The organism is Mesorhizobium japonicum MAFF 303099, from assembly GCF_000009625.1.
Lineage (GTDB): Bacteria > Pseudomonadota > Alphaproteobacteria > Rhizobiales > Rhizobiaceae > Mesorhizobium > Mesorhizobium japonicum.
In genome coordinates this window covers 3,454,255-3,476,947 of record NC_002678.2, presented here as the reverse complement: position 1 = coordinate 3,476,947, position 22,693 = coordinate 3,454,255, and the positions used below count along the sequence as shown (strand labels likewise).

The 22,693-nt window shown below is 64.2% G+C and carries 24 protein-coding genes; 9 read left to right on the top strand and 15 right to left on the bottom strand.

The genetic code is table 11. The features are described from left to right. Window positions 1-277: 277 nt before the first annotated feature. From MAFF_RS18075 to MAFF_RS18065, 3 genes are all read right to left on the bottom strand, one after another. On the bottom strand, window positions 278-1,264 hold the full coding sequence (locus MAFF_RS18075; RefSeq protein ID WP_010912389.1) for a CPBP family intramembrane glutamic endopeptidase: 987 nt from the start codon (window positions 1,262-1,264) through the stop codon (window positions 278-280). Window positions 1,265-1,415: 151 nt separating this feature from the next. Then, complete coding sequence (locus MAFF_RS18070) at window positions 1,416-2,021, bottom strand: DUF1236 domain-containing protein (RefSeq protein ID WP_032932286.1); 606 nt, start codon at window positions 2,019-2,021, stop codon at window positions 1,416-1,418. Between the two features lie 63 nt (window positions 2,022-2,084). Then, window positions 2,085-3,182: a zinc-binding metallopeptidase family protein gene (locus MAFF_RS18065; protein WP_044548483.1), complete on the bottom strand. Its 1,098-nt coding sequence runs from the start codon at window positions 3,180-3,182 to the stop codon at window positions 2,085-2,087. 388 nt (window positions 3,183-3,570) lie between these two features. On the opposite strand from MAFF_RS18065, the gene MAFF_RS18060 reads away from it, so the two are divergent. Then, a complete protein-coding gene (locus MAFF_RS18060; RefSeq protein ID WP_032932283.1) occupies window positions 3,571-4,368 on the top strand; it encodes a lytic murein transglycosylase in 798 nt (265 codons plus the stop codon). 372 nt (window positions 4,369-4,740) lie between these two features. Here MAFF_RS18060 and MAFF_RS18055 read toward each other — a convergent pair whose 3' ends face one another. From MAFF_RS18055 to MAFF_RS18040, 4 genes are all read right to left on the bottom strand, one after another. Beyond that, window positions 4,741-5,229 carry a hypothetical protein gene (locus MAFF_RS18055; RefSeq protein ID WP_246723930.1) on the bottom strand — a complete coding sequence of 163 codons (489 nt, stop codon included), beginning with the start codon at window positions 5,227-5,229 and terminating at the stop codon, window positions 4,741-4,743. A gap of 61 nt (window positions 5,230-5,290) precedes the next feature. Further along, window positions 5,291-5,608: a hypothetical protein gene (locus tag MAFF_RS18050; protein WP_244420808.1), complete on the bottom strand. Its 318-nt coding sequence runs from the start codon at window positions 5,606-5,608 to the stop codon at window positions 5,291-5,293. Window positions 5,609-5,818: 210 nt separating this feature from the next. After that, entirely contained in the window at window positions 5,819-6,160 is a 342-nt protein-coding gene (locus MAFF_RS18045) for a hypothetical protein (protein ID WP_244420807.1), read from the bottom strand. A 270-nt stretch (window positions 6,161-6,430) separates the two neighbouring features. Then, window positions 6,431-7,654, bottom strand: coding sequence for an argininosuccinate synthase (locus MAFF_RS18040; RefSeq protein WP_010912381.1), 1,224 nt, complete (start codon window positions 7,652-7,654; stop codon window positions 6,431-6,433). Window positions 7,655-8,002: 348 nt separating this feature from the next. Between MAFF_RS18040 and MAFF_RS18035 the strand changes: the two genes are divergently transcribed. Continuing rightward, window positions 8,003-10,075 (top strand): putative bifunctional diguanylate cyclase/phosphodiesterase, encoded by a 2,073-nt coding sequence (locus MAFF_RS18035; RefSeq protein ID WP_244420806.1) that lies wholly within the window; start codon window positions 8,003-8,005, stop codon window positions 10,073-10,075. Between the two features lie 119 nt (window positions 10,076-10,194). Next, entirely contained in the window at window positions 10,195-10,836 is a 642-nt protein-coding gene (locus MAFF_RS18030) for a LysE family translocator (RefSeq protein ID WP_010912379.1), read from the top strand. On the opposite strand, the gene MAFF_RS18025 is transcribed toward MAFF_RS18030, so the two are convergent. Genes MAFF_RS18025 through rlmN form a run of 3 tightly spaced genes read right to left on the bottom strand, consistent with a single transcriptional unit; the run spans window position 10,808 to window position 12,965 of the window. Beyond that, window positions 10,808-11,290 (bottom strand): hypothetical protein, encoded by a 483-nt coding sequence (locus tag MAFF_RS18025; RefSeq protein WP_010912378.1) that lies wholly within the window; start codon window positions 11,288-11,290, stop codon window positions 10,808-10,810. The two genes, MAFF_RS18030 and MAFF_RS18025, sit on opposite strands and share 29 nt — an antisense overlap. Next, window positions 11,287-11,736 (bottom strand): hypothetical protein, encoded by a 450-nt coding sequence (locus tag MAFF_RS18020; RefSeq protein WP_032932280.1) that lies wholly within the window; start codon window positions 11,734-11,736, stop codon window positions 11,287-11,289. Before MAFF_RS18020 ends, MAFF_RS18025 begins: the two co-directional genes overlap by 4 nt. Continuing rightward, window positions 11,733-12,965 (bottom strand): 23S rRNA (adenine(2503)-C(2))-methyltransferase RlmN, encoded by a 1,233-nt coding sequence (gene rlmN, locus MAFF_RS18015; RefSeq protein WP_010912376.1) that lies wholly within the window; start codon window positions 12,963-12,965, stop codon window positions 11,733-11,735. Before rlmN ends, MAFF_RS18020 begins: the two co-directional genes overlap by 4 nt. A 262-nt stretch (window positions 12,966-13,227) precedes the next feature. On the opposite strand from rlmN, the gene MAFF_RS18010 reads away from it, so the two are divergent. Both MAFF_RS18010 and MAFF_RS18005 read left to right on the top strand, forming a co-directional pair. Next, on the top strand, window positions 13,228-13,536 hold the full coding sequence (locus MAFF_RS18010) for a hypothetical protein (protein ID WP_044548482.1): 309 nt from the start codon (window positions 13,228-13,230) through the stop codon (window positions 13,534-13,536). A 184-nt stretch (window positions 13,537-13,720) separates the two neighbouring features. After that, window positions 13,721-15,064, top strand: a complete 1,344-nt coding sequence (locus MAFF_RS18005) for a chloride channel protein (RefSeq protein ID WP_010912374.1) — start codon at window positions 13,721-13,723, stop codon at window positions 15,062-15,064. A 57-nt stretch (window positions 15,065-15,121) separates the two neighbouring features. Here the strand turns inward: MAFF_RS18005 and MAFF_RS18000 are convergent, their stop codons facing one another. Continuing rightward, the gene (locus MAFF_RS18000; RefSeq protein ID WP_010912373.1) at window positions 15,122-15,625 is read right to left on the bottom strand and encodes an invasion associated locus B family protein; all 504 of its coding nucleotides are present in this window, start codon (window positions 15,623-15,625) and stop codon (window positions 15,122-15,124) included. Window positions 15,626-16,243: 618 nt separating this feature from the next. Here MAFF_RS18000 and MAFF_RS17995 point away from each other — a divergent pair. Further along, a complete protein-coding gene (locus tag MAFF_RS17995) occupies window positions 16,244-16,558 on the top strand; it encodes a methyltransferase family protein (RefSeq protein ID WP_010912372.1) in 315 nt (104 codons plus the stop codon). 47 nt (window positions 16,559-16,605) lie between these two features. Here MAFF_RS17995 and MAFF_RS17990 read toward each other — a convergent pair whose 3' ends face one another. After that, window positions 16,606-16,968 (bottom strand): YkvA family protein, encoded by a 363-nt coding sequence (locus tag MAFF_RS17990; protein ID WP_010912371.1) that lies wholly within the window; start codon window positions 16,966-16,968, stop codon window positions 16,606-16,608. A gap of 128 nt (window positions 16,969-17,096) precedes the next feature. Then, on the bottom strand, window positions 17,097-17,393 hold the full coding sequence (locus MAFF_RS17985) for a 4a-hydroxytetrahydrobiopterin dehydratase (RefSeq protein ID WP_010912370.1): 297 nt from the start codon (window positions 17,391-17,393) through the stop codon (window positions 17,097-17,099). A gap of 104 nt (window positions 17,394-17,497) precedes the next feature. Between MAFF_RS17985 and MAFF_RS37780 the strand changes: the two genes are divergently transcribed. Beyond that, window positions 17,498-18,010, top strand: a complete 513-nt coding sequence (locus MAFF_RS37780; protein ID WP_010912369.1) for a low molecular weight protein-tyrosine-phosphatase — start codon at window positions 17,498-17,500, stop codon at window positions 18,008-18,010. Here MAFF_RS37780 and thpR read toward each other — a convergent pair. Together thpR and MAFF_RS17970 are read right to left on the bottom strand one after the other, a co-directional pair. Then, a complete protein-coding gene (thpR, locus tag MAFF_RS17975) occupies window positions 17,914-18,510 on the bottom strand; it encodes an RNA 2',3'-cyclic phosphodiesterase (protein ID WP_010912368.1) in 597 nt (198 codons plus the stop codon). The genes MAFF_RS37780 and thpR overlap by 97 nt on opposite strands. 128 nt (window positions 18,511-18,638) lie before the next feature. Beyond that, window positions 18,639-19,283, bottom strand: a complete 645-nt coding sequence (locus MAFF_RS17970) for an arylesterase (RefSeq protein WP_032932275.1) — start codon at window positions 19,281-19,283, stop codon at window positions 18,639-18,641. Window positions 19,284-19,371: 88 nt separating this feature from the next. On the opposite strand from MAFF_RS17970, the gene MAFF_RS17965 reads away from it, so the two are divergent. Both MAFF_RS17965 and MAFF_RS17960 read left to right on the top strand, forming a co-directional pair. Further along, a complete protein-coding gene (locus MAFF_RS17965; protein WP_010912366.1) occupies window positions 19,372-20,067 on the top strand; it encodes an ABC transporter ATP-binding protein in 696 nt (231 codons plus the stop codon). Next, window positions 20,067-22,616, top strand: a complete 2,550-nt coding sequence (locus MAFF_RS17960) for an ABC transporter permease (RefSeq protein ID WP_010912365.1) — start codon at window positions 20,067-20,069, stop codon at window positions 22,614-22,616. Before MAFF_RS17965 ends, MAFF_RS17960 begins: the two co-directional genes overlap by 1 nt. The last annotated feature ends 77 nt before the right edge of the window (window positions 22,617-22,693 follow it).

The window sequence follows — 22,693 nt, the reverse complement described above, 5'->3', positions numbered from 1 at the left end:
CCTTTTCCCTGGCACCCGGATGATGCCCGAGAGGTAATGCGTTCGCGCCAACTGTCCAAGCAAAAGCAAAGCCCAAAACCAAAAAGCACCCGGGGGCGCATTGCGCTGCCGGGTGTTGGCCTCCAGGATCTGTTTACAGCACTTGGCCTCAAAGAGGCTTCGGCGTCCTGGTCGGCTTGCTCGGAGGGATACTCGTCGCGGAATTCGAGGCGTGTAGACAGGAAATCGACCGAAGAGTCAAGACAAGGGCCGGGCGGCGCCGTTGCTTGCGCCGCAATCAGGCCGCGCTTTTGGCGTCGGAAAGCCCGGCCGTGATCCTGAGCGGCGAGCGGGAATGCAGCAGCAGCACGATCGTAAGCAGGCTGCAGGCGATGCCGATAAGGGCGATGAGGACCGCATCCGACATCACCCAGCCCGGCCCTTCGAGCGGCTTGGCGGTGAACAGGGCGAAGGAATTGTAGCTCTCCTGGTGCGAGATGACCAGGAAGCCGGTCAGGTTGTTGCCGAGATGGGCGCCGAGCGCGGCACCAAGATTGCCGGTGGCGTAGACGACGAGCGTCAGAAGCAGCGCGAAAGCGGCGATCGAGACCAGCACGCAGGCGTTGATGGCGAGCGACGAGGCGCTGCTCCAATGCAGCGAGGTGAACAGCAGGCCGGGCAGCAGGGCCCAGATCAGCGGGCTCCTGAACCGGTTGGCCAGGCCACGCGGCAGATAGCCGCGAAACAGCATCTCTTCCGAGGACGTTTGCAGCAGAGTGAGCGAGACGATCGGGATCGCGAACAGCAGCCAGGACGACAGGTTGATCGTGCCACGCGCGATCCCGGGCTGCAGCAGGTAGAGCAGGATTTCGGAGACAGCCGAAGTGATCAGCACCGCGACCAGCCCCTTGAGGAAGTCCGGCAGCGATACGCGGCGGCTGGCGCCAAGCAGCGCCGACAGCGGTTCGCCATGCACCCAGCGCATGGCGATCCACAGGCCGAACCAGATGCCGGCGAAGGAGGCGAGCGCGGTGAGGATGCCGATCGGCGAGGCGAGGAAGCCTTGCATCGCTCCGTCGGACGGAGGAGCCGCCGGTGTCTGCCAGGTGAAGAAGGCATAGGCGCCGCCATACAGCACAGCCGCGGTGGTGACGCCCCATAATACGACGACGATCAGCGTTCCCAGGAACAGGCGCGGCAAGGTCGTCCTGGCGTTCGGCGACCGGCGGTAGCGCTCGAAGGCGGTGTCGTCGATCGTCACGCTCGGTCCCTCACCCGAATCCATCGCCTTTTGATCTAGCCGATGGCCTCGGGAATCGGAATCGCCATTCGTCCAACATCAATGAACCCCGCACGACATCAGGCACTGCTCAGGGTGCTGCAGAAACCGACTGTCAAGTGTCGCCAGCGGCCGCCTTGGCGACCGCTGGTTTCCATCAACGCACCACGTACATGATGCGGCGCGTCTGCGGATCGATCAGCGCCGGCTGACCGTTCACATAGACATAGCGGTAGTTGTAGTCGGGAATTTCGCGCAGCTCGACAGTATCGGGCAGGGTCGCGCCGGTCACCACCTCGCCGTCGAGATAGACGGGGTCGAGGCGATGCGTATCGACATAGGTGCGGACTTCGGCCGGAGGCGGGGGGAAGGCGTCCTCGGCCGGCTGGCCGGCGACAATCGCTCCGGTATAGTCGGTCGAATAATTGCCGATGTCTTTCGGAGGCGAGACGATGGCCACGCTGGAGCCGTGCGGGCGCTGCGTCAGGATCACCCGGCTGCCGCTGAAATCGGCCGTCACATAGTCGGAATAGACCCAGCCCTGGCCGCCGGCTTCGGCGATGGTGCACCATTTGCTGTTTTCGATGCAGCCATTGAGCGTCGCCGACTGGCCGGCGGCGAGCACGCCGATGACCGGATATTGCGGACCGGGGCCGGCGCGCACGTTGAGATCGGTGACGGCCGAGACGGCGGTGTCGGCAAAAGCTGCGCCCGACATCACGGTCATCATCCCGGCGATTGCGGGCAACAAGACGGATTTCATGGTCTCACTCCGTTTTCATTGGTCCCTCGGCGTGAAAACGGGGCAGCAGCGCATGCGTTCCGGCTAAAACGCCCGCGCCAACTCACGATTTGTTCCCGCGTCTTTCGGCAGTCCGGTCAAAAGCTCGTGAACGAAGGCCAGTTTTCGCGCCGTCACATCTGAAATGACGAAGGGATAGAGGTCGGGCAGACCCATGCAGCGGTTGATCGAATTGGAGGCTTCCGACAGCACCAGCCAGCGGGTAAGGATCCTTTCGAAGGGCTCGGGAGTGTTGGCAGGCTCCGAAGGGGCCGCCTGCAGTTCGCCGCCGGTGTCGCCGCGCGGCAAATCATTGGCTTCCACCGTCTCCAGCCGGCCGAGCGGGAAATTCAGCGCGTGGACCATCTCCAGCGTGTCGGTGATGTGCAGATGGTGGGCCCAGGTCTCGGCCCAGTCCTCCCAGGGATGCGAGGTGGCGTAGGCCGAGATGTGGTTTTGCTGCCAGTCGGGCGCGGCACCGTTGGCGTAGTAAGCCGTCAGCGCCTGTTCGTAATCGGCGCGGTCGTCGCCGAACAGAGCGCGGAAAGCGTCCAGCCGTTGCGCATCGTCGCGGATCAGGCGATCCCAGTAATAGTGGCCGAGTTCGTGGCGGAAATGGCCGAGCAGCGTCCGGTAATTCTCGCCCATCTCGACGCGGCGCTTCTCGCGCTCGGCCGAATCGGCCTCGGCGACGTTGAGCGTGATCAGGCCATTGTCATGGCCGGTGAGGATGCGTTCGCCGCCCGGCCCGCCGCCGATCGGATCGGCGAGGAAGTCGAAGGCGAGACCCACCTCGTCCGCGGGCGCCTGCTTGGGCGCCACCGGCAGGCCGAAGGCGAGCAGCGAATAGATGGCGCGCTTCTTGGCCGCCTCGACCCGGATCCAGCGGCGGCGGTTGCCGTCGACGGAGAGATCGGGGATCAGCTGATTCAGCGCGCAGGCGCGGCAAAACCCATGTCCCGGTTCGGCCATCCAGTTGCAGGCGCATTCATCGGCATTGGTGCACTGGAAGATGCCGTCGGCGCCCGACAGGGCGAAGCGGGCGTGTTCGGGATCGTAGAGCACGAGGCTGGAGCAATTCAGGCATTGCGCGTTCTCGAAGTAGAGACGGTGGCCGCAATGCGGGCAGTCGAAGAGTTTCATGTCGGCCTCAAAACCTCAGAGCCAGCCTGTCGTGTCGGGCGGCAGGTGCCCAACGCCAATCGCCGGCCGGCGTTCCGCATGTTTCGATGCCATTTCGCCGCAAGCCGCCCATCGCCTGCAGGGTGCCGGCCGTGGCAAGCCCCGCCGCGCCGCCGATGATCACGCCGCCGATGTCGGAAGGCACGCCGAAATGCCGGGCGTTGGCCCAGGCGCGGCCGCCGATGCGACATCGACGTCTTCCATGGCAATTTCGACCCCGCCACAATAATCACTTGATCGTAGGCAAATTCCCCGGCATTCGCCAGCATCGTGCCGCGGACGGTGACAAATGCACGTTTCGCTGGCAAATTCGCAGATGGGACGTGAATCAGGCAACCAGGAGAACAACATGGCATTTCTTGCCAAGGGTAGGATTTTAGCGGCCGCGGTGGTGGCCGTGCTTGGGCTGGCGACGGGCGCACAGGCGGCGGCCAGCTGTGGCAGCACCGGTGCGGGCTTCGATGCCTGGAAGCCGGGCTTCGCCGAACAGGCTAAAGCCGAAGGCGTGGGCGCCAAGGGCCTGGCCGCTTTGGCTGGCGCCACTTACGCGACAAAGACAATTTCCGTCGACCGCGGCATTCACAAGGCGTTCAGCGGCTCGGTGGATGCCTTCATGAAGCGCCGTGGCGGCGCGGCGATCATTTCCAAGGGCCGTTCGCTGAAAAAGGCAAACGCGGCGATGTTCAGCCAGATCGAGAGCAATTACGGCGTGTCGCCCGGCGTATTGCTGGCCATCTGGGGCATGGAGACCGGCTTCGGTTCGTCCATGGGCAACCAGAATACGGTCTCGGCCATTTTGACACTTGCCTATGATTGCCGCCGCCCGGAATTCTTTCACCCGCATGCCATTGCGGCGCTGAAGCTGGTCGATCGCGGCGCCTTGAGCGCCTCGTCGGTCGGCGCCGCGCATGGCGAAATCGGCCATACGCAGTTCCTGCCCGGGAACGTCCTGAAATATGGCGTGGGCAGCGGCAACCTGCGCGACAAGGCCACCGCACTGGCTTCCACCGCCAACTTCCTCAAGGCCCATGGCTGGCGGCGCGGCGCGAGCGCGGCGGACAATATCGGCGCAATTGCCGGCTGGAATGACGCCAGCGTCTACCAGCAGGCCATCGTGCGCATCGCCACGGCGATCGACGGCGATTGATTGAAAACTTATCCGACAAGAGCCCGGCCATGCGCCGGGCTTTTTTGTTGGTGGAAGTCCCCTACTTCGTCATCCCTGGGCGTAGCAGGAGCGAAGCTCCGTCGCGAAGACCCTGGGATCCATTCCGTGACGTTGGACGAAGGGTGCAGCGGAGCAGAATTCCGCACCGTGGCGGAGTTCGATGGTCGCGGCATGGATCCTCGGGTCTGCGCCGCGTCGCTACGCTCCTTGCTCCGCCCGTGGATGACGAAGCGGTGGCGTTCCCGGCTAACCGCCAAGGTATGCGGGGTCGTCGCCGATGCGCCGGTCAAATCCCTGAGCCGGGGGCGTATTTCACTTGGCTCAATCGAACTCCGTGCAACGCCGGATTTTCTATTTCACATCAAGCACGTAGGAGCAGCCGGCCAGCGTCTTGCCGGGATGGGAAGCGACGGTCGAGACGTTGAGCGTGATGCGCGTGGAAAGGCTGACGCCGCCGGTGTCGTCAGTGCTCTCGGCCACGACCTTCTCGCCCAGGAATTTGTCCGGCGACGAGACCATTGCCGGGACGTCGAGCTGCCGGGCGAGGTCGGGAGCGGCAATGCCGTCAAGCACTGCCATCGGCCCCGACGCGGTAAAGACGATTGTCCCCGTCTCATGACCGAAGACATGGGCCGGGGCGGGCAGTTGATATTGCCGCAGGAAGGCATTGCCTGACGGCACCTCTTTCCAGCCGAGCGTGCTGGCCGCGCCGGGATCACCGGCCAGCCAAAGGGCATAGCCAGTATAAGCGGACACGTCGGCCCTGCATTCGATCAGCGCGGCGAGGTCGAGCGAGGCGGGGTCATAATCGTCGGCTTTGGCAACAGCCAAGCTTGCCAGGACAGCCAAGGCGGGCAGGAAACCGATTCCAGGAATGGCCGAGCGCCTGGGCACATCACTCTCAATAATGCGCGTAACCGCTCAACGGGCAATTCTGGGAAGCGGGAACCTGGAAGGGGCCGTCAATACCGCTGCAGTTGCGGAAGTTGGGGTTCTGCCGCGCCGGGGTAACCGCCTTTCGCTTGCCCTGGATGACCGTCGGAACTCCGGAACCCTGCGCGTAACCGCTCAGCGGGCATTGCTGGGAAACGGGAATCTGGAACGGGCCGTCAAAACTTTTGCAGGTACGGAAGTTGGGGTTCTGCCGCGCCGGGGTAACCGCCTTTCGCTTGCCCTCGATGACCGTCGGAACTCCGGAACCCTGCGCATAGCCGCTCAACGGGCATTGCTGGGAAGCGGGAATCTGGAACGGGCCATCAAAACTTTTGCAGGTACGGAACTTGGATGTCTGCGCCGCCAGAGCCTGCGTTGATTGGTGCCCGGCAAAGACGGCGACCACCGCAAGCAGAAGAAAAATTCTATTTTTCACTGTAAAAGCTCCCCTCACCCTTAAGAAAACTAAAAATCCGAGCGCCTGCGCACATCGTTCTCAATAATGCGCGTAGCCGCTCGCCGGGCATCTTTGGGAAGCGGGAACCTGGAAGGCGCCGTCAATGCCGCTGCAGTTACGGAAGTTGGGCGACCGCGGCGCCTGGGAATGCGTGGGTGCAGCCCGCTTTGGCTTGCCCTTGAGGACCATCCAGATTTCGGTCGGCTGGTCGAGCTGCAGATTGTTTATGTCGGAATAGCTGATGCGGCCGGTGCGTATCCCATCGGCAAGGCGCTGGCAAAACAGGGCCGGCATGCGTTCCTGCGAAACGCCCATGAACGAAGCCATGTCATGCTTGAACGTAAGGTTCGAAGTGCGGGCGGAGGCGATACATTCGTTCATATCCACCTTCGGGTCACGTTTGGCGCCTGCCTGTGAGGACTGGCACACCGACAAGACGACGACCGCGCCAAGCAGAAGAGAAATGCTATTTTTCACTGTCAAAACCCCAAAACCCGCAAATGAACTTAAACGAAGCCGCTAAAAGGTCAAACAGGAACCGACTACAGGCGGCTTCATTTTATCTATATTAGCGGTACCAAATAAAAACCCGGCGTCTCCGCCGGGTTTCTCGAACATTGATTGGCAAAGCGCCAGGCCGCAGTCTGGATATCAGCCCTTGCGGTTGCGCGCAGCCAGCGTGCGCAGCCTCAGCGCATTGAGGCGGATGAAGCCGGCGGCGTCCTTCTGGTCGTAGGCGCCGCGATCGTCCTCGAAGGTGACCAGCGCGTCGGAATAGAGCGTCTTCTTCGACTTGCGGCCGGTGACCATGACATTGCCCTTGTAGAGCTTCAACCGTACCGTGCCTTCGACGTCTTCCTGGCTCTTGTCGATCATCGCCTGCAGCATCAGGCGCTCGGGCGAGAACCAGAAGCCGTTGTAGATGAGCTCGGCGTAGCGCGGCATGAACTCGTCCTTGAGGTGCGCGGCGCCGCGGTCGAGCGTGATCGATTCGATGGCGCGGTGGGCCACGATCAGGATGGCGCCGCCTGGCGTCTCGTAGACGCCGCGCGATTTCATGCCGACGAAACGGTTCTCGACCAGGTCGAGCCGGCCGATGCCGTTGTCGCGGCCAAGATCGTTGAGGGCGGCCAGCATGGTCGCCGGCGACAGCTTCTTGCCGTTGAGCGCGATCGGGTCGCCCTTCAGGAACTCGATCTCGATCTCGGTTACCTTGTCCGGCGCGTCCATCGGCGAGACCGTGCGCTGGTGGACGAATTCCGGCGGCTCGCTCCACGGATCTTCCAGCACCTTGCCCTCGGAAGAGGAGTGCAGCAGGTTGGCGTCGACCGAGAACGGCGCCTCGCCCCTTTTGTCCTTGGCCACCGGGATCTGGTGCTGCTCGGCGAAGTTGATCAGGTCGGTGCGCGACTTGAACGACCAGTCGCGCCAGGGCGCGATGACTTTGATATCGGGGTTCAGCGCATAGGCCGACAGCTCGAAGCGGACCTGGTCGTTGCCCTTGCCGGTGGCGCCATGGGCGATCGCATCGGCGCCGGTCTCCCTGGCGATGTCGACAAGGTGCTTGGAGATCAGCGGCCGCGCGATCGAGGTGCCGAGCAGATAGGTGCCTTCATAGACGGTGTTGGCACGGAACATCGGGAAGACGAAGTCGGCGACGAATTCCTCCCGCACATCGACGATGCGGATGTCCTTGATGCCCATCATCTCGGCCTTCTTGCGTGCCGGCTCCAACTCGCCACCCTGGCCGAGATCGGCGGTGAAGGTGACGACTTCGGCGCCGAGTTCGGTCTGCAGCCATTTCAGGATGATGGATGTGTCGAGGCCGCCGGAATAGGCGAGCACGACTTTCTTGACGTCTTTGGTCTTGGACATTTCTGCTCCGTCGGTGGCGGACGCCTGGGCAAGGGCGTCACGCATTGTCGGAGCGCCTTTTAGCAGGAACGGCAAAGCGAGCAAGCAGGCGCGGCGCCAGACTGCTGATCCAGCGCGCGGCGAGGGCATAGAACCGCATCAAGCTTTTCGCTAGCGCGGTCCTCGGTTTGCGATAAAGCGCCTGGGAAACAACCTGCTACAATCATGGGCTGCATTTATGCCCGGGATTTAAGCAAGTTTTCACGTCCTGCCGCTAAACCAGCGACACAGAATTGCCCTGGCCACGCAACCGTGGCGAAGCGGCTTTTGCCTGCTCGTTGCGGGTGTCTCGGGCTTGGACCATTCCTGATGCGCGTCATTTCATGCATCGTCACGGAGCATAATCTGTGGCTCGTCCTGCTGGCGGCGCTGATGTGCGTCACCGGTTGCTGGGTGACGATCGGCCTCCTGGACCGCGCGAGGAAAACCGTTGGCGTGCAGATGCGGGGATGGCTTTTCCTGACCGCGGTCGCGGCCGGTTCCTCGATCTGGTGCACGCATTTCATCGCCATGCTGGCCTATCAGCCCGGCGCGCCGATCACCTTCGATCCGGCGTTCACCATGATCTCCCTGGTCATCGCCATGGTCGGAACCGGGGCGGGCTTCGGTCTGGCGCTCGACAAAGGCCGCGGCCTGGCGCCGGAATGGGGCGGATGCCTTGTCGGGCTGGCGATCTCGGCCATGCACTATACCGGCATGATGGCCTATCACGTGGCCGGCATCGTCGAATGGGACGCCTTCTACGTCGTCGCTTCCGTGCTGATCGCGATGGCATTCTCCTCCGTGGCGGTCGGCCATGCGATGCGCCGGCCGTACCGCTGGTCGCACTATGTCGGCATCGGGCTTCTGGTGCTGGCGATCGTCGGCCTGCATTTCACCGCGATGGCGGCGGTGGCGGTGACGCCGCTTTCCTTCATCACCACGGGGACCAATCCCGATATCCTGGAAGCGATGGCCGTCGCGGTCGCCGTGGCCGGGCTGATCGTCGCCGCCACCGGCTTCGCCAGCTATCTGATCGACGAACGCGGTCGGCTCGAAAGCTTCGAGCGGCTGCAGCATCTTGCCCTCAACGACTCGCTTACCGGCCTTGCCAACCGGGTCTCCTTCAACGACCGCCTCGACCATGAGATCGAGCGGGCGCGCGAGCATCAGGACACGATGACCGCCGTCATCGTCATCGACCTCGACCGGTTCAAGGAAATCAACGACCTCAGGGGACACGCCGCCGGCGACCAGGCGCTCAAGATCATTGCCCGCAGGCTGGCGAAGCTGACCGGCGACGGCGAGTTCGTCGCCCGGCTGGGCGGCGACGAATTTGCCGCCATCAAGCGCTTCAAGGACCAGAACGACCTGCTCGGCCTGGTGTCGCGGCTGGAGAAATCATTGTTCGAGCCGTTGCGGATCGACGATTTCGAGACCGTCACCGGCGCCAGCATCGGCGTTGCCGTCTATCCGCGGGACGGGGCCGACCGGGAGAGGCTGGTCAGCAATGCGGATCTGGCCATGTACCGAGCCAAGAACGACGTGACGCGGGCCGTCTGCTTCTACGAATCGGCGATGGACGAGACGGCGCGGGCGCGCCGGGCGCTGGCCACCGACCTTCGCCAGGCAATCGACCGGGGCGAGCTCTCGCTGCACTATCAGGTGCAGACCTCGGTGCAGACCGGCGCCACGTGCGGCTACGAGGCGTTGCTGCGCTGGACCCATCCCGTGCACGGCATGATCCCGCCCGCCGAATTCATTCCGATCGCCGAAGAGAACGGTTCCATCCTGGCGATCGGCGAATGGGTGCTGCGCACCGCATGCCGCCAGGCCGCCTCCTGGGACAATGGCCACAAGATCGCGGTCAATCTGTCGCCGGTGCAGTTCGCCCATGCCGATCTCGCCACGCTCGTCCATCAGATCCTGGTCGAGACCGGCCTGTCGCCGAAGCGTCTCGAGCTCGAGCTGACCGAATCGACGATCGTCGCCGACAAGGTGCGCACGCTGCACGTGCTGCGCCAGATCAAGGCGCTGGGCGTGACGATCGCGATCGACGATTTCGGCACTGGCTATTCCTCGCTCGACACGCTGCGCTCGTTCCCATTCGACAAGATCAAGCTCGATCGCTCCTTCATGGCCGATGTCGAGCGCAGCCCGCAGGCCAAGGCGATCATTCGCGCCGTGCTGACGCTGGGGCGCAGCCTCGACATTCCCGTGCTTGCCGAAGGTGTCGAGACCCATGTCCAGCTCACCATCCTGCAGGTCGAAGGCTGCAACGAGGCGCAAGGCTATTTCCTCGGCCGGCCCAAGCCGATCGATCAGATCGGGCTCATCAGCGGTGCTGACACCGGTGCACCCACCTTCGAGGTGCCTGTGAGGATGCGAGTAGCCATCGGCTGACGCTCGCCGCCACGAGCGGGAACTGTAGTTGCCGAAGCGATTGCCATGCTGGATCAATGCTTTGTCTGGCGCCGTCACACCGCATCCTGTATAGGCCTACGCGTTCCCTGGGGCCTGCCATGTCCTTCATTCCCGACACCGCCACGCTGATCCAGTTCGCCATCGCCACGGTCATCCTGGCGATCACGCCCGGGCCGGACATGACCCTGTTCGTTTCGCGCACGCTGAGCCAGGGGCGCGCCACCGGCTTTGCCTCGATGGCGGGCGCGCTGTGCGGCACGCTGATCCACACCACGCTGGTGGTGGTCGGGGTCTCGGCGCTGATCGTCGCCTCGCCGATGGCCTTCTTCGTGCTGAAGATCTTTGGCGCCGGCTATCTCGTCTTCCTGGCCTGGCAGGCCATCGCCAAGGGCTCGGCCTTTTCGCCGGAGAAGAAGACAGGCCCGCAAATCTCGCTGCTGCGCAGCTGGGCGGCCGGGCTCGGCGTCAATTTGCTCAACCCGAAGATCATCCTGTTCTTCATGACCTTCCTGCCGCAATTCGTCTCCGCGCATGATCCGCACGCGCCGGGCAAGCTGTTCTTCCTGGGCTTGATGTTCATCGTGCTGTCGATCCCGGTGACGGCGCCGATGGTGCTGGCGGCAGAGAAATTCTCCGCGGCGATGAAGGCCAGCCCGCGCGTCACGCGGGTGGTCGACTATCTCTTCGCCGGCGTGTTCTCAGCCTTCGCGCTCAAGATCCTGACGGCCCAGGCGAAGTAGAGGCGCTCTCGTCCTTCCACCAGCTTCCGGCCCAGCGCCCGGCGCTCAGCCAGTAGAAGATGCCGCCGACCATGCCGCCGCCGATCACCGCCATGATGGCGCTGGTGTCGGTGATCGCGAAGGTGGACTCTTGGGCGTGGTCGACCAGGCCGAGGAAGACGGTCGCCACCACCGCACCCGCCAGCGCATAGTACAGCCAGTCGCGCCGGCCGAGGATTTCGGCGACCAGGATGACGATCACCGCCGGCAGGAAGGCGAAATAGGCAACGAACAGGGCGACGAAGGGAATCGAGAAATACAGCGAAGCCGTCGCCGTCGGGTGCGTGTGGTCAGGCGTGTAGCCGAGCGAGGCCAGGAACAGGACGTTGAGGAAGGCGCTCGCCGCCAGCGAGGCGACGGCATAGCCGAACAGGATCATGGCAAGGCGAACGAGATAGGCGACGAGACGGGTCATCCGGGATCTCGCGGCATCAGACGGCCGGACCTGCGCCCGGCCAGGAGCCAGTAGACCGAACCGGCGACGGTGCCGGCCGTGGCCAGGAAGCCGAGAAAGCCCGGATTGAAGACAAAGCCTCCGGCCGAGCCCGGGACAAGAACGCCAAAGGCGATGGAGGTGATCGCGCCCGTGACCGCGAAATAGAACCATCCCCGCAGCGACAGCCATTCAGCGACCAGGATCGCGGGGCCGACGATCAGCAGCGCGCAGACCGCCACCGTCAGCACGGCGAGCGGGAAGGACCCCAGCCAGTCGAAGGTGAAAACCAGGGACCAGTTGCCGTATTCGATGCCCTCCAGCAGTGTGATCAGCAGGACGGGCACCAGGATCGAGGTCAGCACACCGGCGATATAACCGACGGCTATGATGGCGATGCGTTTGACCCCGGCGACGAGACGGCTCACGCCTCCCCGTGCCCCGCGATCATCATGGCTTCCAGCGCCAGCCGGTCCACTTTTCGCATGCGCTCGGATTCCGATTTCAGCTGGCCGCAGGCGGCGAGGATGTCGCGGCCGCGCGGTGTGCGGATCGGCGAGGCATAGCCGGCATTGTTGATGTAGTCGGCGAATTTCTCGATCGTCTCCCAGTCCGAGCACTGGTAGTTGGTGCCCGGCCACGGGTTGAACGGGATCAGATTGATCTTGGCCGGAATGCCCTTGAGCAGCTTGATCAGGCCCTTGGCGTCCTCGATGGAATCGTTGACGTCCTTCAGCATCACATATTCGAAAGTGATGCGCTTGGCGTTCGACAGGCCGGGATAGGCGCGGCAGGCGGCAATCAGCTCCTTCAGCGGATACTTCTTGTTGATCGGCACCAAAAGGTCACGCAGATCGTCATTGGTGGCATGCAGCGAGATCGCCAGCATGACGCCGATCTCCTCGCCGGTGCGGAAAATCTCGGGCACGACGCCGGAGGTCGACAGTGTGATGCGGCGCTTCGACAGGGAAAGCCCGTCGCCGTCGGAAGCGATCAGCAGCGCCTTCTTCACCGCCTCGAAATTGTAGAGCGGTTCGCCCATGCCCATCATGACGATGTTGGACACCTTGCGTCCCTCGGCCGGCACGATGGCGCCGTCCGGCGTGTCGCGGTCGGGGAAGTCGCCCAGCCGGTCGCGGGCGGTGAGCAGCTGGGCAAGGATTTCCTCAGTGGTGAGGTTGCGCACCAGTTTCTGCGTGCCTGTGTGGCAGAACGAGCAGGTCAGCGTGCAGCCGACCTGAGAGGAGATGCAGAGCGTGCCGCGGCCTTCCTCGGGGATGTAGACGGTCTCGATCTCGACCGGCCGGCCGGCGCCGCGCGGCGGAAAGCGGAACAGCCATTTGCGGGTCCCGTCGGAAGAGATCTGCTCCTCGACGATTTCGGGACGGGCAACGGTGAAATGCTTGTCGAGCTCGGCGCGCAGGTCCTTGGAGATGTTGAACATGCCGGCGAAGTCGGAAACGCCGCGCACATACATCCAGTGCCAGAGCTGCTGGGCGCGCATCTTGGCCTGGCGCTCCGGCACGATGCCGGACGCGACCAGCGCCTCGCCAAGCTCGGCGCGCGTCAGGCCGATCAGCGACGGCTTCTCGGGCGCGGCGCGGGCGCGCAACGCGTCACGGGCACCTTCAGTGGTGAGGTCGAAGGAAAGGGTCATGATCGCACTGATATAAGCGGTTTGCGGCCGATTTCATCCATCGTGCCGGGAACTGAAGCGCGGCGCATAGCACAGGTTGAGGGCAGAGTCATGCCGGGGAAATACAACCGCCGGCCGACAGCCCGCTACGATTGTCCGCTGCCTTGCCCATGTTCCCGCTGCAAAGGAGCCGATCACATGGTCGTGTTCGCGTAACGATTCCCATCGCGCCTTCGAAGTCTGAATGGGGCAACCATGCCTCTACAAAATGGGAGTATGCAGAATGAACTCTATCAAGTTCGCCGTCATTGCCGGCCTCGTCGGCGTCGTCGGCCTTTCCGCCTCACAGGCATTTGCTGAAGACGCAATGGGCACGATGACCATGATGAAGGGCGGAGAAGTGATGGCGATCATGCCGGACGGGCACATGGGCACCATGATGCCGGATGCAAAGATGGGCGCCGAGATGATGAAGATGGCAAAGCCGATCAAGCACTGCATGATGATGATGACCGACGCCAAGGGCAAAGCCTTCATGATCGATACGTCGACCAAGAAGGCTCAGGCCGAATGTGAAAAAATGGCCATGTAGGACTGGACCTGTCACGATCGAGACTCGCCGGCGCCACGCCGGCGAGTCATTCTGATACGAGTCCAATTTCGCCGGACTTTGTTTCCCGCTCCCCGTCATTTAGCTCGCGTGTGACGGCCTGACCTCGCAGGCTTGATCGACCTCATGCCTGTGCTAGGGCTGGGCATTCACCGCGAGGACAGACATGGCCGGTACATCGCGAAAATATCCCATGCTGCGGCGCTCGCGGGCGATGTGGGGCTCGCGGCGTGTGTGGCAGCCGCGGCTGGTGTTCTGGGCCGGCGCGGTCTCGATCGGTGTCATCAGCGTGCTGTTCGCGGTGCTGGCCGACAAGGCGCAGGCGCTGTTCCATATGATGATCGGCGATGGCGGCGGCCGGCGCTTCTATCTGCCGCTTGCGATCACCCCGCTCGGCTTTGTCCTATGCGCCTGGCTCGCCCGCGCCTTCTTCCCGGGTTCGCAAGGCAGCGGCATTCCGCAGGCGATCGCCGCGCGCCATCTGCGCGATGACGACGATCGCAGCCACCTTCTGTCGCTGCGGCTGGCGGCGGGCAAGATCGCGCTCACCATCGTCGGCCTGTTCTGCGGCGCTTCCATCGGCCGCGAGGGGCCGACCGTGCAGGTCGGCGCCTCGCTGATGCTGCAGGCGGCGCGCTGGGGCGGCATGGCCCAGGCGCGCGGCCTGATCCTGGCCGGCTCGGCCGCAGGCATTGCCGCCGCCTTCAACACGCCGCTGGCCGGCATCGTCTTCGCCATCGAGGAGATGGGCCGCACCTATGAGGCGCGCACCAACGGGCTGGTGCTGACGGCGGTGATCCTGGCCGGCCTTGCCTCGCTCGGCCTGCTCGGCAACTACACCTATTTCGGCGTCTCGAAGGAGACGATCGCGTTTGCCGCCGACTGGCCGCTGGTGCTTGGTTGCGGCATCATCGGCGGCGGCTTCGGCGCGCTGTTCTCGCTGCTGGCGCTGAAGATCACACGGCGGATCCGCCGCTGGCACACGCAGCAGCCTTTGGCGCGCGCCTTGCTGGTGGCGGCTGTCTGCGGGCTCGGCGTGGCGGTGATCGGCATCGCCTCGGGCGGGCTGACCTTCGGCACCGGCTACGCGCAGGCGCGCGGCGCTGTCGAAGGCACGCCGCTGCCATGGTTCTTCTTTGCCGAAAAATTCCTGGCCGGGCTGCTGTCGATGGTCTCGGGCATTCCCGGCGGCATCTTCGCGCCGTCGCTGGCGGTCGGCGCCGGCATCGGCAGTTCGCTCGGGCTGCTGTTCGGCGCCAGCGCGGGGGCTGCGGCGCTGCTCGGCATGGCCGGCTATTTCGCCGGCGTCGTGCAGGCGCCGATGACGGCCTTCGTCATCATCCTGGAAATGACCGGCAATCACGACAATGTCATCGCGCTGATGCTGGCCTCGATGCTGGGCTACGGCACGGCGCGCATGATCTCGCACGAGCCGCTCTATCATGCGCTGTCGCGCGTCTTCATCGCCGAGGCGATCCGGCGGCGGCGGGCGGAGACAGGTCAGGTCTGAAAAAGCAAAGGGCCGAGCTTTGCGGCCCGGCCCTTTCGCTTCAAAACGATGTTTTGCCTATTTGCACTTGGCGATCGACGACAACGCCGCCGAAATGCCCTTCAGCGAGAAGACATAGGAGGTGGGGTTGCCGCGGCCGGACTTCGCCGTCACCTTCATGTCGGTGCCGGTCTTCATGGCGGCGATCAGCACCGGCTCCTCGGCGGCGTTCTCGACCCAGGCCGACTTGCCGCGCGTGAACATCGAGAAGGACTTCTTGTCGATGGTGACAGTGGCCTTGGAGCCTTCCTGGAAATTGTAGCCGGCGATGAATTGCGGCTCGTAGGACACCTGCTGGCCGGGACGCTGGCTGACGAAGAAGAACATGTCGCCATGGTCGAGCGTCGGCGGCTGCTTGTCGGTCGGCACGGTGAGCACGTAGCAGACCTTGCCGCCCGATGCCTGGTAGCTGTAGGTGCCCCAGGCATTGTGCTGGCCGATCTTGGTCGCCTGCTGCGCCAGAACGGGCGCTGCCGAGGCCACCAGGACCAGACTCGAAACTAGTGCTATCAATCCGCGCATCGTCTTTCCCGTATTCCAAATGGTGCGGGGGCGGGCCGCATGGCGTCCTGCCGTCGCTTCATTTTGATTTAATCTGGGTTACCAAACGGTGAATTTCCCTCAAGAAAAGGACGCTCACCCCAGGAAACCGCCGCCATTCCCGCGCCGCCGCCTTGTCAGCGGCCGGCGCGACGTCCCTGCGGCGACTTGGAGGCCACGAAAGCGGCAAGAGTTTGACTTTTCAAACCAGCTCCTCCAGCCGTTCTGCTTGCGAGACACGTGACGGATTTCCCTCCGGCCAGTAGGATGCCCGCCTACGCTTCCAAGGCGCTCGGCCGGGCGTCTCATTGGGGGTGCACGGGAGATTTCGGGCATGGCCATTTCCGAGACGGTCCTGATCCTGGCGGGCGGCACTGCCGTCCTGTCGATCGCGTTCGGCATTCGTGTTGCCGTCCGGGCGATGACCAACGGTCGGGAGGCTGCGGACGGATCGGGCGCATCCGACGTGGCTGGAGTGATCGCGCTGCCGCCTCTGATCTTTCTGGGCTTCCTGGCGGCGGCAACGGTTCTCGAGGCGGTCATTTCGCTCCCGGACCTGGGCGGGCCCGCCCGCTATCTGGGTGAGGCCGCGCTCGCGGCGTGCGGCTTCGTCATCATCTCATGGCGGCGGGGCGCTTCAACGCCGCTGGCACCAACATTCCTCCAACCCTGCCAACCACGGCGCTGGTCGTCGACGGCATCTACCGGCGAACCAGGAACCCGTTCTATCTGGGAGCCTTCCTCGTCTATCTGGGTCTGGGCGTCGCAGCGGCAAGTTTTTGGACCATCGTGCTGGTCATCCCGCTGCTGTGGGTGATCAACACCGGCGTCATAGCGCCGGAAGAGCGCTACCTGGAACGGAAATTCGGCGATGCGTATCGTGCCTACAGGGTGCGGGTGCGACGGTGGATTTGATCGGCCGCAGCGCCTGAGCCTCGCGCCATTCCTTGCGCCGTACCGGCTCAGCCCTTGTCGGCTATGGCGTCCCTGGCGGCTTGGCGATGTGCCGGCGTGATGTGCGCGCTGACGGCGGTGATCGCGGCGGTCAGCACGGCGATGTCGTCGGTGAAACCGAGGCCGAAGATAAAGTCGGGGATGAGGTCCACCGGCAGGACGAAATAACCGAGCGCGGCCACCAATATGCCCTTGGCGCGCAGCGGCGTGTTCTTGTCCATGGCGCAGTAATAGGCGGCGACGACCTCTTCCATGAACGGGATCTGCCGCGCGGCCTTCTTGGCCGTGCGCCAGAATTTCTCGCGCACTTCGCCCTCGCCGCCCAGCCTGTCGCCGAAGCCGAAGAAATCAAAACCGGGTTGTTGCGCCATCCATCACTCCTTGCGGGTCTCACGCGCGTCCTGGCGCATGCCTCGCGAGGCGAAATGTGGTGAAAGCCGGACCCGGCTGCAAGATGCCGGTGCCGATTTGGGCTCGCCGCTTACGGCCAGGCGTACACTCAGCCGCCGAAATAGTGGTTCATCTTCTTGGCCAGCGCGATGTCGAGCGCCGTGACGCCGCCGGCGTCATGGGTGTTCAGCGTCACGTCGACGGTCTTGTAGACATTCGACCAGTCGGGATGATGGTCCATCTTCTCGGCGGCCAGCGCGACGCGGGTCATGAAGGCGAAGGCTTCGGAGAAATTCCTGAAGACGAAGCTGCGCTTGATCGAGGCGCCGTCCGTGGCCAGCGACCAGTCGCCGAGTTCGGCAAGGGCAGCGGTGATGGCGTCCTTGCTGAGTTTTTCTCTCGTCATGATGATTTCCCGTGCTATTTCGAATTTGACCCTCACCATAGTGCAAGTCGCCCCGAAGTGCCTTGCGGTTTTGGGGTTCCAAATGCACAAACGGCGCATATCGCATGAGCATAAAGCCGATAAATTCCATTCTGTTTGTCTGCCTCGGCAACATCTGCCGCTCGCCGCTGGCCGAGGGCGTCTTTCGCACCGTCTGGGCCGAGCGAGGCCAGGGCCGCCATATGCTGCTCGATTCAGCCGCCACCAGCGGCTGGGAGGTCGGCTCGGCGCCCGATCCACGCTCGATCGCGGTCGCGATGCGTCACGGCATCGACATTTCCGGACAGAGAGCACGCAAGGTCCTGCGTGAGGATTTCTCCCGTTTCGACCTGATCCTCGGCATGGACCGCTCGAACGTCGCCGACCTCAAGGCGCTGGCGCCCGCGCGGGACCGGGTGCATCTGTTTTTAGAATTCGCGCACGGACAGGCGCGTGACGTGCCCGATCCCTATTATGACGGGCCGGAGGCCTTTGCCGAGGTCTACCGCATGATCCGCGAGGCGTCGGAGGCGCTGGCGACGCGGCTGGCGGCGCGGGTATCGTTGCCGGACAGCGGCCAGGCTTCCTCGACGATATAGGGGCCGCCGCCAACCGAATCGCGCGACGACATCAGAACGAAGCGACCGATGCGGAAGGGCAATGTCGAGAAATTGCCGCGCGCCGACAGATATTGCGCGACATCCAGCGGGCTCGAATTGCGCAGCCGCGCCAGTGTGACATGCGGCATGAATTTGCGCGGATCGGCGGGAATGCCGAGCCGCTGGCAGATGCGCTCGATCTCGCCCTGAAGTGCGGCCAGGTCGGGCGAGGCGGACGCTCCGGCCCAGACCGCATGCGGCTTTTTCTGGCCGAAAGCGCCGACACCGGACAGGGTCAGCGAGAAGGACGGGCGGTGGACGCGGTCGAGCGCATTGGCGATCTCGTCGGCGACATGGCCCTCGACATCGCCAATGAAGCGCAGCGTCAGATGGTAGTTTTCGACATCGATCCAGCGGGCCCCGGGCAGGCCGCCCCGGAGCAGGGACAGCGAAAGGGCAGCATCACGCGGAATTTCGAGGGCGGTGAAAAGACGCGGCATGAAGAGCCTCCCTTCCTCGAATCGAACTGTCACCTATAGCGAATCATCGATAGTCGAACGGAGCAAGAGGTTTATTGGTCACAGTCTTTGCTAAAAATTTCCCTAACGGAAAGCGGTTCCGGCCGGCCTCACGCGCCTCCGGGCACCGCCGCAATGGCCTTCTCGACCGTCGGCAGGATGCGCTCGACCATCAGGTCGACCCCTTTGGCGCTCGGATGCAGGCCATCCTCGAGCTGCATGCCGGGCTGGCCGGCGACGCCATCGAGGAAGAACGGGTAGAGTGCGACATCGTATTTCTTCGCCAGCTCCGGGAAGATGGCGTCGAAGGCGGTCTGGTAATCGGCGCCGAGATTGGGCGCGGCGCGCATGCCGGCCAGAAGCACGGCGATCTTGCGCTGCTTGAGCCTGGCCAGCATCTCGTCGAGGTTCTTCCTGGCGATATCGGGCAAAACGCCGCGCAGCATGTCGTTGGCGCCGAGTTCGAGGATGACCAGCCGGGTTCCGTCCGGCACCGACCAGTCGAGCCGCGCCAGGCCGCCGCTGGTGGTGTCGCCGGAAACACCGGCATTGGCGACGGTGACATCACGGCCTTTGGCCCGAAGTGCGGCCTGGAGCTTGTCGGTAAAACCCTCGCCGGGCCCGAGACCGTATCCCGCCGTCAGGCTGTCGCCGAAGCCGACGATCTTGAAGGGTTCGGCCCGCGCCGACGAAATGGCGCCGCAAAGGGCGAGGAAAAGGATCAAGCCTGCGGCTATCTGGCGTTTGAAAGACATGCGGCAGGCCCCATATGACCAAAGGATTCTTCCGGGCGACGGCTTCCGGCAAACAGAGCCTTCACGTTCCATATAGGACACTTTCATTATGACAGAAGCCGTCATCGCGCTGAAAGACGTATCCCTGACGCTGGGCGAGGGCGCTTCGTCGGTCCACGTGCTGAAGGGCGTCAGCCTCGAAGTGGCGCGCGGCGAGGCGACCGGTATTGTCGGTCCTTCGGGGTCGGGCAAGTCGACACTGCTGATGGTTCTGGCAGGCCTGGAACGGGTCGATTCGGGTACGGTACGAATCGCCGGCGAATTGCTCAATGGCAAAAGCGAGGATCAGATTGCTTCGTTTCGTGGCCGAAACATTGGCATCGTCTTCCAGTCCTTCCACCTCATCCCCAACATGACGGCGCTCGAGAATGTCGCCGTGCCGCTGGAATTGGCCGGTCATGCCGATCCGTTTTCCGTGGCGGCGCGGGAACTGGCGGCGGTGGGCCTGAGCGACCGCGTCACCCATTATCCCGGCGAACTCTCCGGTGGCGAGCAGCAGCGCGTGGCGATCGCCCGGGCGCTGGCGGCGTCGCCGCGCATCCTCATCGCCGACGAGCCGACCGGCAATCTCGACCAGGCGACAGGGCGACAGGTCGCCGACCTTTTGTTCGCCAAGGCAGCCGAACGCGGCATGACGCTGGTGCTGGTCACCCACGATCCGGCGCTCGCGGCACGCTGTTCGCGCCAGGTCTCGATGCGCTCGGGCCGGATTGAAGCGCCGGCGCCCCTGAAGGTCACCGCCTGATGCCGATGGCGCAGACGCTGAAGCTAGCGGTCCGCTTCTCGCTCAGGGAGATGCGTGGCGGCCTGTCCGGCTTTATGATCTTCCTCGCCTGCATCGCGCTTGGCGTCGCGGCGATCGGCGGCGTCAATTCGGTTGCCCGCTCGATCAGCGCCGGCGTCGCAGACCAGGGCCAGACGCTGCTTGGCGGCGACTTTCGCTTCCAGATCAACCAACGCGACGCCAGCCAGGCCGAGCGCGGCTTCCTCGTTGGGCTCGGCACCGTTTCGCGCACCGCCAGCATGCGCTCTATGGCGCGGCTGGCCGACGGCACGGACCAGGCGCTGGTCGAGGCCAAGGCGGTCGATGACGCCTATCCGCTCTATGGCGCGCTGGAAACCGAACCAAAGCTATCGAAACGGGAACTGTTCGGCGAAGAATTCGGCGTCTTTGGCGCGGCGGCGCCCGATCTGTTGTTCGAAAGGCTGCATCTCAAGCCCGGCGATCGGCTGAAGGTCGGCACCGCCACCTTCGAACTGCGCGCCAGACTGATCACCGAGCCGGATGCCGTGTCCGAGGGTTTCGGCTTCGCGCCAAGGCTGATGATCTCGACCGAAGGCCTGGCCGCCACCGGGCTGGTGCAACCAGGCAGCCTGGTGGAAAACGCCTACAAGGTCCGGCTGCCCGCCGACGCCGACCAAGCGCGGCTCAAGGCCATCCAGGATCAGGCGGCGAAGGATTTTCCCGAGGCCGGCTGGTCGATCCGCACGCGCGACAATGCGGCGCCGGCGCTGTCGTCCAACATCGAACGCTTCTCGCAATTCCTGACGCTGGTCGGGCTGACGGCGCTGGTGGTCGGCGGCGTCGGCGTCGCCAATGCGGTGCGCGCCTATCTCGACGGCAAGCGCGGCGTCATCGCCACCTTCAAGAGCCTCGGTGCTTCCGGCGGCTTCGTCTTTGCCGTCTATCTCGTGCAGATCCTGATCATCGCCGCCCTTGGCATCTTGCTCGGCCTCGTCCTCGGCGCGCTGATGCCGTTCGTGGCGAGTGCTGCCCTCCAGTCGGTCATTCCAGTGCCGGCGCAAGGCGGCTTCTATCCCGGCGCGCTCGCCATGGCGGCGCTGTTCGGCCTGCTGGTGACGCTGGCCTTCGCGCTGCTGCCGCTCGGCCGCGCCCGCGACGTGCCCGCGACGGCACTGTTCCGCGAGATGGGGCTCGAAGGCCGCGGTCAGCCGCGCCTCGTCTATGTCGCTTCGGCGCTCGGCATCGCGCTGCTGCTGGCAGCGCTGGCGATCCTGTTTTCCGGCGATCAGCGCATCGCCTCGATCTTCGCCGGCGCCACTATCTTCGCCTTCCTGGTGCTGCGTCTCGTCGGTGCGCTGGTGCAGTGGGCGGCAAGAAAAAGCCCGCGCGTGCGTTTCGTGGCACTCCGGCTCGCCATCGGCAACATCCACCGGCCGGGCGCCCTGACGCCATCGGTGGTGCTGTCGCTGGGGCTCGGGCTGACGCTCCTGGTGACGCTGGCGCTTATCGATGGCAATCTGCGGCAACAGATCTCCGGCAGCCTGCCGGAACGGGCGCCGAACTTCTTCTTCGTCGACATCCAGGGCAGCGATGTCGATGCGTTCTCCGCTCTGATCGGCAAGGAGGCGCCAAAGGGGACGCTGGCCAAGGTGCCGATGCTGCGCGGCCGGGTGATGGCGCTCAACGGCGTCGATGTCGACAAGGTCAAGGTGCCGGCCGAAGGCGCCTGGGTGCTGAAAGGCGATCGCGGCCTGACCTACGACGCCAGGCAACCGGAAAATGCGACGCTGACGGAGGGCAGATGGTGGCCGGACAATTATGCCGGCGAGCCGCTGGTTTCCTTCTCGGCGCATGAGGGCCAGGAGATCGGACTGAAGCTCGGCGACACCGTCACCGTCAATGTGCTCGGCCGCAATGTGACGGCGAGGATCGCCAATTTCCGCCAGGTCCAATGGGAAACGATGGGCATCAACTTCGTCATGGTGTTCTCGCCCAACGCATTCGCTGGCGCCCCGCATGGCTGGATGGCGACGCTGACCGAAAAGAACGCCACCACGGCCGATGATGCACGCATCCTCAATGCCGTCACCCGCGCCTTTCCCGCGGTCACGACGGTGCGGGTCAAGGATGCGCTCGATGTCGTCAACCGGCTGGTCGGGCAGCTCGGCACGGCGATCCGCGCGGCGGCCGGCGTGGCGCTGATCGCATCGGTGCTGGTGCTGGCCGGCGCGCTCGCCGCGGGAAATCGGGCGCGCATCCATGACGCGGTGGTGCTGAAGACGCTCGGCGCCACCAGGCGAACTCTGATCACGGCGTTTTCCCTCGAATACATGCTGATCGGATTGGCCACCGCCATCTTCGCGCTGGCCGCCGGCGGCATCGCGGCCTGGTACATTGTCGCCCGCATCATGACCCTGCCGTCGCATTTCATGCCGGAGGTGGCGGTGGCGACCATCGTCTTTGCGCTGGTGATCACCGTCGGAATCGGCCTCGCCGGCACCTGGCGGGTGCTCGGCCACAAGGCAGCACCGGTGCTGCGCGAGCTGTAATTTCAGGGCCTAAGCGGCCGTGGCGGATTAAATCTTGGTAAGGATGCAAGCTGGAAAGCCCGGGAATCCGCCTTTCG

Coding starts and splice junctions, on each gene's coding strand:
- MAFF_RS18075 (WP_010912389.1), bottom strand. CDS start 1,264: ATGGATTCGGGTGAGGGACCGAGCGTGACGATCGACGACACCGCCTTC.
- MAFF_RS18070 (WP_032932286.1), bottom strand. CDS start 2,021: ATGAAATCCGTCTTGTTGCCCGCAATCGCCGGGATGATGACCGTGATG.
- MAFF_RS18065 (WP_044548483.1), bottom strand. CDS start 3,182: ATGAAACTCTTCGACTGCCCGCATTGCGGCCACCGTCTCTACTTCGAG.
- MAFF_RS18060 (WP_032932283.1), top strand. CDS start 3,571: ATGGCATTTCTTGCCAAGGGTAGGATTTTAGCGGCCGCGGTGGTGGCC.
- MAFF_RS18045 (WP_244420807.1), bottom strand. CDS start 6,160: ATGAACGAATGTATCGCCTCCGCCCGCACTTCGAACCTTACGTTCAAG.
- MAFF_RS18040 (WP_010912381.1), bottom strand. CDS start 7,654: ATGTCCAAGACCAAAGACGTCAAGAAAGTCGTGCTCGCCTATTCCGGC.
- MAFF_RS18035 (WP_244420806.1), top strand. CDS start 8,003: ATGCGCGTCATTTCATGCATCGTCACGGAGCATAATCTGTGGCTCGTC.
- MAFF_RS18030 (WP_010912379.1), top strand. CDS start 10,195: ATGTCCTTCATTCCCGACACCGCCACGCTGATCCAGTTCGCCATCGCC.
- MAFF_RS18025 (WP_010912378.1), bottom strand. CDS start 11,290: ATGACCCGTCTCGTCGCCTATCTCGTTCGCCTTGCCATGATCCTGTTC.
- rlmN (WP_010912376.1), bottom strand. CDS start 12,965: ATGACCCTTTCCTTCGACCTCACCACTGAAGGTGCCCGTGACGCGTTG.
- MAFF_RS18010 (WP_044548482.1), top strand. CDS start 13,228: ATGAACTCTATCAAGTTCGCCGTCATTGCCGGCCTCGTCGGCGTCGTC.
- MAFF_RS18005 (WP_010912374.1), top strand. CDS start 13,721: ATGGCCGGTACATCGCGAAAATATCCCATGCTGCGGCGCTCGCGGGCG.
- MAFF_RS18000 (WP_010912373.1), bottom strand. CDS start 15,625: ATGCGCGGATTGATAGCACTAGTTTCGAGTCTGGTCCTGGTGGCCTCG.
- MAFF_RS17990 (WP_010912371.1), bottom strand. CDS start 16,968: ATGGCGCAACAACCCGGTTTTGATTTCTTCGGCTTCGGCGACAGGCTG.
- MAFF_RS17985 (WP_010912370.1), bottom strand. CDS start 17,393: ATGACGAGAGAAAAACTCAGCAAGGACGCCATCACCGCTGCCCTTGCC.
- MAFF_RS37780 (WP_010912369.1), top strand. CDS start 17,498: ATGAGCATAAAGCCGATAAATTCCATTCTGTTTGTCTGCCTCGGCAAC.
- thpR (WP_010912368.1), bottom strand. CDS start 18,510: ATGCCGCGTCTTTTCACCGCCCTCGAAATTCCGCGTGATGCTGCCCTT.
- MAFF_RS17970 (WP_032932275.1), bottom strand. CDS start 19,283: ATGTCTTTCAAACGCCAGATAGCCGCAGGCTTGATCCTTTTCCTCGCC.
- MAFF_RS17965 (WP_010912366.1), top strand. CDS start 19,372: ATGACAGAAGCCGTCATCGCGCTGAAAGACGTATCCCTGACGCTGGGC.
- MAFF_RS17960 (WP_010912365.1), top strand. CDS start 20,067: ATGCCGATGGCGCAGACGCTGAAGCTAGCGGTCCGCTTCTCGCTCAGG.